Source organism: Streptomyces sp. SID486, assembly GCF_009865385.1.
In the GTDB taxonomy this organism is placed as follows: domain Bacteria; phylum Actinomycetota; class Actinomycetes; order Streptomycetales; family Streptomycetaceae; genus Streptomyces.
On record NZ_WWJT01000144.1, the window covers coordinates 1 to 12,532 of the forward strand.

9 protein-coding genes are annotated in these 12,532 nt (G+C 74.9%); 7 read left to right on the forward strand and 2 right to left on the reverse strand.

Going from position 1 to position 12,532, the window contains the following annotated elements; genetic code table 11:
- From GT045_RS07205 to GT045_RS07215, 3 genes are all read left to right on the forward strand, one after another.
- Positions 1-1,019: CDP-glycerol glycerophosphotransferase family protein (locus GT045_RS07205; RefSeq protein WP_202527402.1), on the forward strand; the 1,019-nt coding region annotated here is incomplete at its 5' end.
- Between the two features lie 125 nt (positions 1,020-1,144).
- Positions 1,145-3,346, forward strand: a complete 2,202-nt coding sequence (locus tag GT045_RS07210; RefSeq protein WP_161333652.1) for a bifunctional glycosyltransferase/CDP-glycerol:glycerophosphate glycerophosphotransferase — start codon at positions 1,145-1,147, stop codon at positions 3,344-3,346.
- Positions 3,347-3,349: 3 nt separating this feature from the next.
- Positions 3,350-5,557, forward strand: coding sequence for a bifunctional glycosyltransferase/CDP-glycerol:glycerophosphate glycerophosphotransferase (locus GT045_RS07215; RefSeq protein WP_161333653.1), 2,208 nt, complete (start codon positions 3,350-3,352; stop codon positions 5,555-5,557).
- 52 nt (positions 5,558-5,609) lie between these two features.
- Here the strand turns inward: GT045_RS07215 and GT045_RS07220 are convergent, their stop codons facing one another.
- Entirely contained in the window at positions 5,610-6,023 is a 414-nt protein-coding gene (locus GT045_RS07220) for an organic hydroperoxide resistance protein (protein ID WP_161298444.1), read from the reverse strand.
- 124 nt (positions 6,024-6,147) lie between these two features.
- On the opposite strand from GT045_RS07220, the gene GT045_RS07225 reads away from it, so the two are divergent.
- Positions 6,148-6,630 carry a MarR family transcriptional regulator gene (locus GT045_RS07225; protein WP_237538405.1) on the forward strand — a complete coding sequence of 161 codons (483 nt, stop codon included), beginning with the start codon at positions 6,148-6,150 and terminating at the stop codon, positions 6,628-6,630.
- Here the strand turns inward: GT045_RS07225 and GT045_RS07230 are convergent.
- The gene (locus tag GT045_RS07230; RefSeq protein WP_161333655.1) at positions 6,578-8,110 is read right to left on the reverse strand and encodes a glycosyltransferase family 39 protein; all 1,533 of its coding nucleotides are present in this window, start codon (positions 8,108-8,110) and stop codon (positions 6,578-6,580) included. The genes GT045_RS07225 and GT045_RS07230 overlap by 53 nt on opposite strands.
- A gap of 231 nt (positions 8,111-8,341) precedes the next feature.
- Here GT045_RS07230 and GT045_RS07235 point away from each other — a divergent pair, with 231 nt between their 5' ends.
- From GT045_RS07235 to galE, 3 genes are all read left to right on the forward strand, one after another.
- Positions 8,342-9,613: a glycosyltransferase family 87 protein gene (locus tag GT045_RS07235; RefSeq protein WP_202515442.1), complete on the forward strand. Its 1,272-nt coding sequence runs from the start codon at positions 8,342-8,344 to the stop codon at positions 9,611-9,613.
- A 44-nt stretch (positions 9,614-9,657) separates the two neighbouring features.
- The gene (locus tag GT045_RS07240) at positions 9,658-11,292 is read left to right on the forward strand and encodes a glycosyltransferase family 2 protein (protein ID WP_161333656.1); all 1,635 of its coding nucleotides are present in this window, start codon (positions 9,658-9,660) and stop codon (positions 11,290-11,292) included.
- An 81-nt stretch (positions 11,293-11,373) separates the two neighbouring features.
- On the forward strand, positions 11,374-12,354 hold the full coding sequence (gene galE / locus GT045_RS07245) for a UDP-glucose 4-epimerase GalE (RefSeq protein ID WP_161289920.1): 981 nt from the start codon (positions 11,374-11,376) through the stop codon (positions 12,352-12,354).
- Positions 12,355-12,532: the final 178 nt, after the last annotated feature.

Sequence of the window (12,532 nt, forward strand, 5' to 3'; positions counted from 1 at the left end):
GTCCGCGGCGGCTGACACCGGGGACGGCCGCCTACTGGTCGGCGCTGGCCCGCTCCCGGTACCTGGTCACCGACGCCGGCTTCGAGGGGATGCTGCGCAAGCGGGCCGGGCAGGTCTTCGTGCAGACCCACCAGGGCACCCCGCTCGGACACGCGGGCCTCGATCTGCTGGAGCGCCCGGCCGCGGCCCGGGACACGGACTTCGCCGAGCTGATGCGGTGCGTCGACCGGTGGGATCACGTCCTGTCCGGCAACCGGCACGCCACCTTGACCTGGGAACGCGTCCACCCGGGCCGGTACACCACGCTGGAGTACGGGCTGCCCCGCAACGACGTCCTCCAGCGGGCGACGGCCGACGACGTGGCGCGGCTGCGCGCCTCGCTGGGGGTTCCGGAGGGGGCGGTCGCGGTGCTGTACGCGCCCGCGCACCGCGATCACGTGCGCACCCAGCGCCCGCTGCTCGACCTGGAGCGGGTCCTGCGGCGCCTGGGCCCGCGCTTCGTGGTCCTGGCGCGCACCCCGGTCCCGGTGCGGGGCACCCGGATCGTCGACGTCTCCGGCCACCCGGACCCGGCCGCCCTGTGTCTGGCCGCGGACGTGCTGCTCACCGACTACGCGCCGGTGATGTTCGACTACGCGGGCCTGGACCGGCCGATCGTGCTGCACACCGAGGACTGGGCGGCGTACGAGGCGGCCCGGGGCGTCTACCTCGACCTGCGGGCGTTCCCGCCGGGCGCGGTGGCGCGCAGCGAGGACGAGCTGATCGACGTGTTCGCGACCGGGCGCTGGTGCGGCCCGCGCGCGGCGCGGCTGCGGGCGGCGTTCCGGGAGCGGTTCTGCCCGTGGGACGACGGCCGGGCCGCCGAGCGGGTGGTCCGGCGGGTGGTGCTGGGCGAGACGCAGCCGGCACCGGTGGTGCCGCTCGCGGACCGGTCACCGGCGCCGGCGGCCTGCCCGCGGTCCCCGCTGGCCACCGTGCCGCAACCTTCCGGTCCCCTTCCCGTCACCGAGAGCCGCTGAACACCGTTGGTCCTTCCGGGAGTTCCCATGCCCTTCGGCTCGACGCGGCCCACCCCGAGCCGGCCGTCCACCTGGCGTCCGGCGGGACGGCCCGGCCGCGTCCGCACGACGACAGAAAGAACCACATGCCCCGCTTCAGCATCATCGTCCCCTCCCACGGGGTCGCCGGCCGGCTGTCCCAGGCCCTCGACTCGGTCCTCGGCCAGTCCTTCGGCGACCTTCAGCTGATCCCGGTCTGCGACGCCCCGGACGCTCCGGCCGCCGCGGTGGCCGCCCGGTACGCCGAGCGGGACTCCCGGGTGACCCCGGCCCATTCGCCGCCGTCCGCCGGTGTGGGCGGGGCGCGCAACGCCGGGATGCGGGCGGCCACCGGTTCGTACCTGCTGTTCCTGGACGGTGACGACCTGCTACTGCCGGGTGCGCTGGCCGCGCTGGACGCCCGGCTGACGGAGATCGCCGGGGTGGACGTGCTGTACGTCGAGCACGAGCGCGCCCCCTGGTGGGAGGGCGAGCCGACGAATCCGGCCGCGGCGCTGCTCGCGGGGGCTCCGCAGGGGGCCTTCGCGCCCGTCGAACTGCCCGCGCTGACCGGCGTCCAGCTGCCGGCGTGGAGCGCCGTGTACCGCCGCGCCTTCCTCGTCGAGCACGAACTCGTCTTTCCCGAAGTGCACTTCACGGACCTGGGCTGGAGCGGCCTGGTCGGGGCCGCCGCCGGGCGGATCGCGGTGCTGCGCCGGACCGTCGTACGGCACCGGCTGCGCCGCCAGGGCAGCCGCCTCAACCTGCCCGGCCCGCACCAGCGCGAGCTGCTGGACCAGGTGGAGCGGGTGCTGACCGGGGCGGCCGAGCGCGCGCTGCCCGTGGAGCGGACCACCGCCCTGTTCGACCAGCTGTTCGCCGTGGTGCTGAAGACGGCGTCCCGGCCGGAGCGGCTGCCCCGGGGGCACCGGGCGTTCTTCCGCCACGCGGCCCGGCTCTACCGACGGCACCGGCCGGCCGGGCACCGGGTGCCGGGCGGCAGCCTGGGCGTGCAGCACCGGCTGCTGGCGACGGGCGCGTACACCGCCTTCCGTGCCCTGCGCGGCGCCAACCGGGCCGCCGGCGGCGCCGTCCGGCGGCTGCCGCGCCCGCGCATGCTGCGCACCCGGCTGCGCTACGCCCGCGACCTGCGCCGCCCGCTCGACGAGAACCTCGCCGTCTACTGCGCCTACTGGGGCCGCGGCTACGTCTGCAACCCGGCCGCGATCCACGCCAAGGCCCGCGAACTCGCCCCGCACATCCGCTCGGTGTTCCTCGTCGAGGCCGGTCAGGAGCACGCCGTGCCGCAGGACGTCGAGTACGCGGTGATCGGCTCCCGCAAGTACTGGCAGGTGCTGGCCCGTGCCAAGTACCTGATCAACAACGCGAACTTCGCCGAGGGCGTCGTCAAGCGGCGCGGCAGCGTGCACCTGCAGACCCAGCACGGCACCCCGCTGAAGACGATGGGTGTGGACCAGTCGACGTACCCCGTGGTGGCCGCGCGGTCCGGCAGCTTCACCAGACTGCTGGGCCGGGTCGACCGCTGGGACTTCAACCTCTCGTCCAACCGCCATTCCACCCAGATGTGGGAGCGCGCCTTCCCCGGCTCCTACGAGCACCTGGAGTACGGCTATCCGCGCAACGACGTCTACTACACGGCGACCGCCCGCGACGTGGACCGGATCCGGCGCGAGCTGGGTGTCCCGGAGGGCATGACGGCGGTGCTGTACGCGCCGACCCACCGCGACCACCACACCGGCTTCGAGACCGGCCTGGACCTGGAGGCGTTCTGCGCGGCGGCCGGCGAGGACGTCGTCGTCCTGCTGCGCGCCCACTACTTCTACGACCGGGGCGGCTCGCGGGGCTCGGGCAGGGTCATCGACGTCACCGCGCACCGCTCCTCGGAGGACGTGTGCCTGGCCGCGGACGCCCTGGTCACCGACTACTCGTCCATCATGTTCGACTACGCCAACCTGGACCGGCCGATCGTGGTGTACGCCGACGACTGGGAGGTCTACCGGGAGACCCGGGGCGTCTGCTTCGACCTGCTCGAAGAGCCGCCCGGGGTGGTCGCCCGGACCCCCGAGGAGCTGGCCGCCGCCTTCCGTGACGGCTCGTACCGGGGCGCGGAGGCCGAGGCGCTGCGGGCCGCGTTCCGGGAGCGGTTCTGCCAGTTCGACGACGGCCGGGCCGCCGAGCGGGTGGTGCGGCGGGTACTGCTCGGCCGGCCGCCCGAGGCGGTCCCGCCCGTGGTCCCGCTCGCCGAGCGCACCCCCGCCCCCGCCGCCGCGACCCTCGTGAGGAGCTGACCCGTGCCCCGCTTCAGTCTGATCGTGCCCTGTTTCAAGGTGCAGGGCTTTCTGCGGGAGTGCCTGGACTCGGTGCTCCGGCAGTCCTTCGGCGACTTCGAGCTGATCGCCGTGGACGACTGCTCCCCGGACGGCTGCGGCGCGATCCTGGACGAGTACGCCGAGCGCGACCCGCGGGTGAGGGTGCTGCACCTGCCGGAGAACGTGGGCCTCGGCCGGGCCCGCAACGCGGGCATGTCCGAGGCCACCGGCGACTACCTGTTCTTCCTGGACAGCGACGACACGCTCACCCCCCACGCGCTGCGGGCGGTCGCCGTCCGGCTCACCGAGGCCGACGAGCCGGACGTGTGCGTCTTCGACTACGCGCGCACCTACTGGTGGGGCGGCACCCGGCGCAACGCCCTCGCCCGGGTCCTCGCCGAGGCCGGGGCGGACACGTTCACGGCCGCGGAGTATCCGCGGATCCTGGACCTGCTGATGGTGGTCTGGAACAAGGTCTACCGGCGGGACTTCGTCACGGAGCACGGTTTCGTGTTCCCGCCCGGCTACTACGAGGACACGCCCTGGACCTTCCCGGTGATGCTCAGTGCCCGCCGGATCGCCGTCCTGGACCGGATCTGCCTGGACTACCGGCAGCGCCGGCAGGGCAACATCCTGTCCACCACCAGCCGCAAGCACTTCGACATCCACGACCAGTACGAGCGGGTCTTCGCCTTCGTGGACCGGCGGCCGGAGCTGGCGGACTGGCGGCCGTACCTGCACCGCAAGATGGGCGAGCACTGCCTGGACATCCTCGCCAAACGGGACCGGCTGCCGGCCGCCGCGAAAGCGGAGTTCTTCCGGCGCACGGCGGAGCTGTTCCGCCGGCACCGGCCCGAGGGCGCCCGGGTGGACGGCGAGGTGGCCGTGCTGACCGGCTCCTGGGCGGGTTACCGGCTGCGCCGGCAGGCGTCGCGGGCGGGGCGGGAGGCGGCCCGGCGGGCGGACCGGGTGCGCCGGACGGCCGCAGCCCGGGCCCGTGCCGGGTGGGCGGGGCTGCACGCGCACCGCCCGCTGGACGAGAACCTGGTGGTGTACTCGGCGTCCTCGCACCGGGGCGTGCTGGGCGACCCGGCGGCCGTGTACGCCGCGGCGCGCGAGATCGCGCCGTGGCTGCGCGGGGTGTGGGTGGTGCGGGACGCGGAGACGGCAGCGCTGCTGCCGCCCGGCGTCGAGCACGTGGTCGTCGGCTCCCGGCGCTATCTCGAGGTCACCGCGCGGGCGAAGTTCTTCGTCAACGACGTCAACTGGCCCGGGGCGCTCGCCAAGCGTCCGGGCAGTGTGCACATCCACACCCACCAGGGGACGCCGCTGAAGCACCTGGGCGCCGATCTGCGGGACAAGCCCGGCGCCCGGCTCGGCTTCGACGTGCCGCAGATGCTGCGCCGGGCCGACCGCTGGGACTACAGCCTGGTCGCCAACCGGCACTCCGAGCTGGTCTGGGAGCGGGCCTACCCGTGCCACTTCACCTCGGTGCGCACCGGCAGCCCGCGCAACGACGTGCTGGTGAACGGCGGTGGCGGCGACTTCCGGGAGCGGCACGGCATCCCGGCGGACCACACGGTCGTGCTGTACGCGCCCACCCGCCGGGACTACCGCCGGGGCGGACACGTGGACCGGATCGACCTGGCCCGGTTCGCCTCCGACCTCGGCGAGGGGCGCACGCTCGTGGTCCGGCTGCACCCGTCGCTGGCGGACGGTCCCGCGCGGGCCCTGGGTCTCACGGAGCTGGCCCGGCGCGGGATCGTGGTCGACGCGACCGACGAGCCGCGGGTGGCGGACGTGCTGCTCGCGGCGGACGTGCTGGTCACGGACTACTCGTCCGTCATGTTCGACTACGCCGTCCTCGACCGTCCGATCGTGCTGCACGCCGACGACTGGCCGTCGTTCACGGCGAGCAGGGGCGCGTATCTCGACATCACCGCCGAGCCGCCGGGCCATGTCGCGCGCTCCTACCGGGAGCTGTCCTGGCTGCTGGCCTCGGGGGCCTGGCAGGACGGGGAGTCGGCGCGGTTGCGCGCGGACTTCAGGGAGCGGTTCTGCGAGTTCGACGACGGGCGGGCGGCCGAGCGGGTGGTGCGGGCCCTGCTGCTGGGCGAGTCGATGCCGTGGCCGGCGGTCCGCATCCCGGGCCAGGCGTCCTGGGCCCCGGACGCGCTCGCGTCGACCTAGCCGGACGCGGGGGCCGGCCCCGGCGGGCCGGTCCCCGTGCGCCCGTGCGGGGTCACTCGATGACGAGGTCGACGTCGATGTTGCCGCGGGTGGCGTTGGAGTACGGGCAGACCTGGTGGGCGGTCTCCACCAGCTTGCGGCCGGTCTCCTGGTCGACGGAGTCGGGCAGTTCGACGCGCAGGGTCACCTTCAGGCCGAAGCCCTCGCCCTGCTTGCCGATGCCCACTTCGGCGGTCACGGCCGCGTCGCTGACGTCGACCTTGGCCTGGCGGCCGACCAGTCCGAGAGCGCTGCCGAAGCAGGCGGCGTACCCGGCGGCGAAGAGCTGCTCCGGGTTGGTGCCCTCGCCGTTGCCGCCGAGCTCGGCCGGCGGGGCCAGCTTGAGGTCGATCCTGCCGTCGGAGGAGACGGCACGGCCGTCACGGCCGTGGGTCGCGGTGGCGACGGCGGTGTAGAGCGCGTCCATGGAGATCATCCCTTGCGGAAGTCGGTGTTCCGGCGGCCCCTGTCCGGACCGCCGTACGACCAGAAGTAGAGCACACAATTCAGTTGTGCACAACTGAATGGCTCACGAGGGCTACCCTGGACGCATGACCGCTTCGCCCCTGCCCCCCGAGGCCGACTGGCTCCGGCTGGACCGCCAGATCTGCTTCTCCCTGCACGCCGCGTCCCGCGCCTTCAACGGCGTCTACCGCGTGATCCTCAAGGACCTCGGCCTCACCTATCCCCAGTACCTGGTGATGCTGGTGCTGTGGGACCAGGGCGACCTGCCGGTCAAGGCGCTCGGCGAACAGCTGCGGCTCGACTCCGGCACGCTGTCCCCGCTGGTCAAGCGGTTGGAGGCGGCCGGTCTCGTCCGGCGCGAGCGCAGCGCCGAGGACGAGCGGTCGGTCCGGGTCCACCTCACCGGGGACGGCGCGGCGCTGCGTGAGCGGGCCCTGGAGGTGCCGCGCCGGATCATGTCGGCGACCGGTTTCGACCTCGCGGAGATCGGCGAGCTGCGCGCCCGGCTCGACCAGCTCACCACCGCTCTGGACGCGGCGGCGCGGACGGAGGCCGGGGCCGGGCGCTGACCGGGCGGACGTACAGCCGTACCGTCACCCCGCCCCGGACGGCCTCCTCGCGGCCGGCGAACTCCTGCCACAGGACCGCGACCTTCGCCCGCTCGACGGGGGCGCGCGGAGCCCAGCGGCCGGCGAGCACCCTCCGGTCCCCGACCACCCACACCCGGTCCAGCCGGGCCAGCCTGCGGCGCAGCTCGGCCACGCCGGCCTCCCGGCCGTACAGCGTCCCGGACTCGGCCGCCCCCGCCACCAGCGCGACGTCCCGCGCCCCCCGCAGCGCCCCGGGGTAGGTGAGCGCCACGTTCCGCAGGGGTGCCGGCACGAACAGCACGGGCTCTCCGGGGCGCACCGCACGCGCGGCCGCCCGGGAGATCGCGGCGAGGTCGTCGGGCCGCCGCCCGGGGTCCCGGTCCTGCTGCAGAAGGGGGAGCTGGTGGAGGACCGACACCCCGACGGCGAGGACGCCGGCGAGGGCGACGGAGGGCGGCCACCACGCGGCACGCCCCGCCCACCGCCCCAGGCGCCCCGCCCCCGCGCCGCGCGCGAGTGCCCGCCCGGCCAGCACCGCCACCCGGTCCGCCCCCGCGGCCACCACCAGCGGCGCCCCCGACAGCGCGTACAGCACGTACCGGTCGACGTACAGCGGCGAGACCTGCGACACCAGCATCAGAACGGCCGGCGGCACCACCGCCAACGGCAGTCCCACCCCCGCACAGGTCGGCTCGCCCCGCCGCCCCACGAGGCCCAGCAGCCCCACCAGAGCCAGCCCGAGACACACCCCGTACACCGCGTCCGTCGGCCCGAGGAACGTCCGCAGCAGACCCCCCGCGGTCTGCGCCGTCGGCTCCCGCAGCCATGCCACCTGCGCCGCCTGCCGCCGCGACACCAGCACCATCGGCACCAGCGCCAGCACGACCGCCGTCGCCGCGCACCCCCAGCCCCGCCACACCCGCGCCCCGGCCCGGGCCAGCGCCAGCGAGACGGCATGGGCGAGCAGCAGCAGGACGGCGAACTCGTGCAGCCAGCAGGTGAGAGCGAGCAGCGCCCCGTACGGCCACCAGGAGCCGCCCCGCACGGCCCGCACGAACAGCAGGGTCGCGGCCGTGGCGCCGGCCGCGACCAGGGCGTAGGAGCGGCCCTCCTGGGCGAAGTGCCCGGCCATCGGCGTGACCGCGTAGAGCAGTCCGGCCCACAGGCCGACGCGTGGCCGGACCAGCCGGGTGCCGAGCGCGGCCACCAGGGCCGCCGAGCCGGCCGCCGCGCACACCGAAGGCAGCCGCAGGACGACCTCACCGGGGTGGACGGCGAGGACGGCGTGCATCAGCAGGTAGTACAGGCCGTGCACCGCGTCCACCTCGTGCAGCAGCAGCCAGATCTGCGGCACGCTACGGCGCCCGACCTGGAAGCTGACCGCCTCGTCGCGCCACATGCCGCCCCGGTCCAGCCGCCAGAGCGCGAGCACCGACATCACCAGCGCGGGCAGGCCCACGGCGGCGGCCCGGCACCACCGCTCCCGGGAGCCCACCGGTACCCGGCGCGGCGCGTGGCTCGTTGCACCGGTCGGTACGCCGGTGGTCGCTCCAGCCGCCCGACGCGACTGCGGTTTCGCACGAAGCCCGACGTTCACCATGGCCCGATCTCTTGCGATTAGCCAATATTTGCGGTCCTTGACGGCGTATCAGCATGGATACACCATCCGCACCGCTTAGGCTCCCATGTGATGAACCGTCTCCGTGTCACCCCCGGCCCGGTCCTCGCCCTCACCGCCATCTGGCTCACCACCCGCGCCGCGATGCTGTGGCTGATCGCCCACAGCGCGGGCCGGCTGCTCGGCGGGGGCTCGGTGACCCGGGAGGTGTGGCGGCTGTACTTCCACTGGTACGGCGTCCTCGCGCACGGCTCGTTCCCGGCGCACGACACGCTGTGGCAGTACCCGCCGGGCGCGGGCGCGGTGCTGCTGGCGCCGGGACTGCTGCCGCAGCTGACGTACTTCCGGGCGTTCGTGCTGCTCACCCTGGCCGCGGACGCCCTGACGGCGGCGGCGCTGGTCCGCGCGGGCACCCGGCCCGGGCGCAGCCTGCTCGGCGCGGCCCTGTGGACCTGCGGCCTGCCGCTGCTGCTGCACCTGCCGCTCGCCCGGTACGACGTCCAGGTCACCGCGCTGGCCGTGCTGTCCCTGCTGGCCTCGGCCCGCTCCCCGCGCGCGGGCGGTGTGCTGGGCGCGCTGGGCGCGCTGGTGAAGGTGTGGCCGGCGCTGGTGCTGCTCGGCGTGCCCCGGGGACGGCCGGCGCGCAGCGCGTGGACGTGGGCGGCGTGGACCGGGGCCTCGTGCCTGGCACTGCTCGCGGCCCGCTTCACCCACCCCTTCTCCTTCCTGCGGGAACAGGGCGGCCGGGGCGTGCAGCTGGAGTCGCTCGGCGGCACGGCACTCAGCCTGGCCCGGCACGCCGGCTGGTCCGGCGGGGTCCGCTACCGGTACGGGGCGATGGAACTGGTCGGCCCGCACGTGCACGCCGTCGCCACCGCCTCCCTGGCACTGACGGCGGTCTGCCTCGGCCTGCTGGTGCTGTGGCGGGTGCGGGCACGGCACTGGAGCGAGGCCACGCCGTACGACGCGGCGCTCGGCGCGGTGCTGCTGTTCACCGTCACCAGCCGGGTCATCAGCCCCCAGTACCTGATCTGGCTGATCGGGCTGGCCGCCGTGTGCCTGACCTCGCGCCACACCAGCCAGCGCCCGGTCGCGGTACTGGTGCTGGCGGCGTCCGCGCTGAGCACCGTGGCGTACCCGCTGTGCTACCACGAGGTGATCGCCGGCACCTGGCCCGGCTGTCTGCTGATGCTGGCCCGCAACGGGCTGCTGGCCGCCGCGGCGGTAGTGTCGTTCGTACGCCTGTGGCGGGCCGCGCGGCCGCCGGCCGAAAAGTTCGAGCCGGTGCGGGAACCACCAGTCGGTTCCCACCGTCTTCCGAACCAAGCGCTAAGCCCGTCTTAACGGAGTATTACCAAAGATATCTACGCTCCCTGCCCGTGGACTCCATGCACTCAGATCAGCGAGACCCACACCCGGCCCCGGCGTCCGAACCGGAGCCGGGGTCTCAGGTTTCCGTCGTCGTCATCGGCTACAACGACCGTGCCCACGTGGCCGACGCCGTGCGCTCGGCGCTCGCGCAGGGGCCGGCGGTCGCCGAGGTGATCGCCGTGGACGACTGCTCCACCGACGGCAGCGACGAGCTGCTCGCCCGGCTGGCCGCCGGCGAGCCGCGGCTGCGGGTGGTGCGCCGGGACGTGAACAGCGGCGGCTGCGGCAGTCCGCGCAACACCGGGATCGACGCGGCGACCGCGCCGTACGTGATGTTCCTGGACAGCGACGACATACTGCCGGCCGGTGCGGTGGACGCCCTGCTGGCGGCGGCGACGGAGGCGCGCGCCGAGGTCGCGAGCGGCCTGTGCGTGCGCCGGGAACTGCCCTCGGGCAGCGAACAGCCGTGGCAGGCCCCCCTCTACGCGGAGCGCACCGTCCTCGACCGCCCCGCGCAGCGTCCGCGGCTGGTCCACGACACGCTGTGCGTCAACAAGCTGTACCGCACCGACTTCCTGCGCGAGCACGGCATCCGCTTCCCCGAGGGCCGCTTCATCTACGAGGACTTCGTCTTCGTCGCGCGCGTGCTGGCCGCCGGTCCGCGCCTCGCGCTCGTACCGGACCGGGTGTACGTGTGGCAGGTGCGCCGGTCGGCCGAGCGGCTGTCGCTGTCGCTGGACCGGGGGCGCATCGCGAACTGGACGGCGCGCATCGAGGCGTCCGCGCTGGCGTACGACATCCTGCTGGGCGCCGGGCAGAAGGACCTGGCCCGGGCGGCGCGCGCCAAGTTCCTCGACCACGACGTGCGCATGTACGTGCGCGAGCTGGGGCTGCGGGACGCGGACTACCGGCGCGCGTGGTGGACGCGCACCCGCGAGTACCTCGCGCGCTACGACGCGGCCGACTGGGAGCTGAACCCCGCCGCACCCGGCCGCCTGATCGCGCGGGTGGTGCTGGCGTCCCCCGAGCCCCGCGACCTGCCCCGGCTGCGCGAACTCGCCGCCCGCCCCGGGCGCCTGCTCCCGCCCTACGCCCGGGACGCCGACGGGGATCCGGTCTGGTCCGCCGACCTGCCCCAGGTGTCCCTGGCCCCGCTGGCGGGCCGGCCCGTCGCCACGCTCCCGCTCGCGGTGGACGCGGAACTGCGCCCCGGCGCGCACACCTCACTGCTGCGCCTGCGGCTGCACGAGCTGTACGGGCCGGTGGCCGAGGCGGGCCCGCGCGAGGTGGACGTGGTGTGGCAGGCGCGTGAGGGCGACCGCACCCGGGGGCGTACGACGGTGCCGCTCACGCCCTCCGGCGCGGACAGCTGGGTGGCGCGGACGCCGGTCGACCTGGCGAGGCTCGGCGCGGGCACCTGGGACCTGCGGCTGACCGTCCGGTTCGCGGACGGCGAGCAGCGGGAGGTGACCGCGCACGCCCTCACGGGCGCCGGCCGGCTGCGCCGGCGCGCGGTGCCGAGCGTCGTGCACGGCGTGCTCCTGGCGCAGCCGTACGCCACGCACTCCGGTGCGCTGGCGCTGCGGGTGGCGACCGGCCTGCGCGGAGTGCTGACGGTGGCCCGCGGACGGCTGCGCCGCCTGCTGCGCTGAGGCGGGGCCGAGCCGGACCCGGCCGACGGGGCGACGGGCCGAAGAGCCGACGAGCTGATGCTGAGAGGGAGACGGCCGCACATGACCTGGCTGATCACCGGCGGCGCCGGATACATCGGGGCGCACGTCGTACGGGCGATGACCGAGGCGGGCGAGTCCACGGTCGTGTACGACGACCTGTCCACCGGGATCGCCGAGCGGGTGCCGGCCGGCGTCCCGCTGGTGCGCGGTTCCGTCCTGGACGCGGACCTGCTCGACCGGACCCTCGCCGGGCACGGCATCACCGGGGTCGTCCACCTGGCGGCGAAGAAGCAGGTGGGCGAGTCGGTGGACCGGCCCCTGCACTACTACCGGGAGAACGTGGAGGGTCTGCGCGTCCTGCTGGAGGCGGTGACGCGGGCGGAGGTCCCCTCGTTCCTCTTCTCCTCGTCCGCGGCGGTGTACGGCATGCCCGACGTCGACCTGGTGACGGAGGAGACCCCCTGCCGGCCGCTGTCGCCGTACGGCGAGACGAAGCTGGCCGGTGAGTGGCTGGTCCGTGCCACGGCCCGGGCGACCGGTCTCGCCACGGCGTCGCTGCGCTACTTCAACGTGGCGGGCGCCGCGGCCCCCGAGCTGGCCGACACCGGCGTGTACAACCTGGTCCCGATGGTCTTCGAGCGGCTCACCGAGGGCGCGGCGCCGCGCGTCTTCGGTGACGACTATCCGACCGCCGACGGCACCTGCGTCCGGGACTACATCCACGTGGTCGACCTGGCCGAGGCCCATGTGACCGTGGCCCGCGCCCTGGGCTCGTCCCCCGGCGCCGGCCTCACCCTGAACATCGGGCGGGGCGAGGGCGTCTCCGTGCGCGAGATGATCGACCGCATCAACGCGGTGACGGGCTACGACCGCGCCCCGACGGTCACCCCCCGCCGCCCCGGCGATCCCGCCCGCGTCGTCGCCTCGGCCGCCCGCATCGCCACGGAGCTGGGCTGGCGGGCCAAGTACGACGTGCAGGACATGATCAGCTCGGCATGGGAGGGCTGGGTGCGGCAGCACCCGGAGGCGGCACGCGCGTAGGGCGTCCGCCGGGCGGGCGTCGCGGGTCCCGGTGAGGCGGGCGTCGCGGGTCCCGGTGAGGCGGGCGTCGCGGGTCCCGGTGAGGCGGGCGTCGCGGGTCCCGGTGAGGCGGGCGTCGCGGGTCCCGGTGAGGCGGGCGTCGCGGGTCCCGGTGAGGCGGGCGTCGCGGGTCCCGGTG

Excerpts from the sequence above, each read along its gene's own strand:
- GT045_RS07210 (WP_161333652.1), top strand. The coding sequence starts at position 1,145 with ATGCCCCGCTTCAGCATCATCGTCCCCTCCCACGGGGTCGCCGGCCGG.
- GT045_RS07220 (WP_161298444.1), bottom strand. The coding sequence starts at position 6,023 with ATGGACGCGCTCTACACCGCCGTCGCCACCGCGACCCACGGCCGTGAC.
- GT045_RS07225 (WP_237538405.1), top strand. The coding sequence starts at position 6,148 with ATGACCGCTTCGCCCCTGCCCCCCGAGGCCGACTGGCTCCGGCTGGAC.
- GT045_RS07235 (WP_202515442.1), top strand. The coding sequence starts at position 8,342 with ATGAACCGTCTCCGTGTCACCCCCGGCCCGGTCCTCGCCCTCACCGCC.
- GT045_RS07240 (WP_161333656.1), top strand. The coding sequence starts at position 9,658 with ATGCACTCAGATCAGCGAGACCCACACCCGGCCCCGGCGTCCGAACCG.
- galE (WP_161289920.1), top strand. The coding sequence starts at position 11,374 with ATGACCTGGCTGATCACCGGCGGCGCCGGATACATCGGGGCGCACGTC.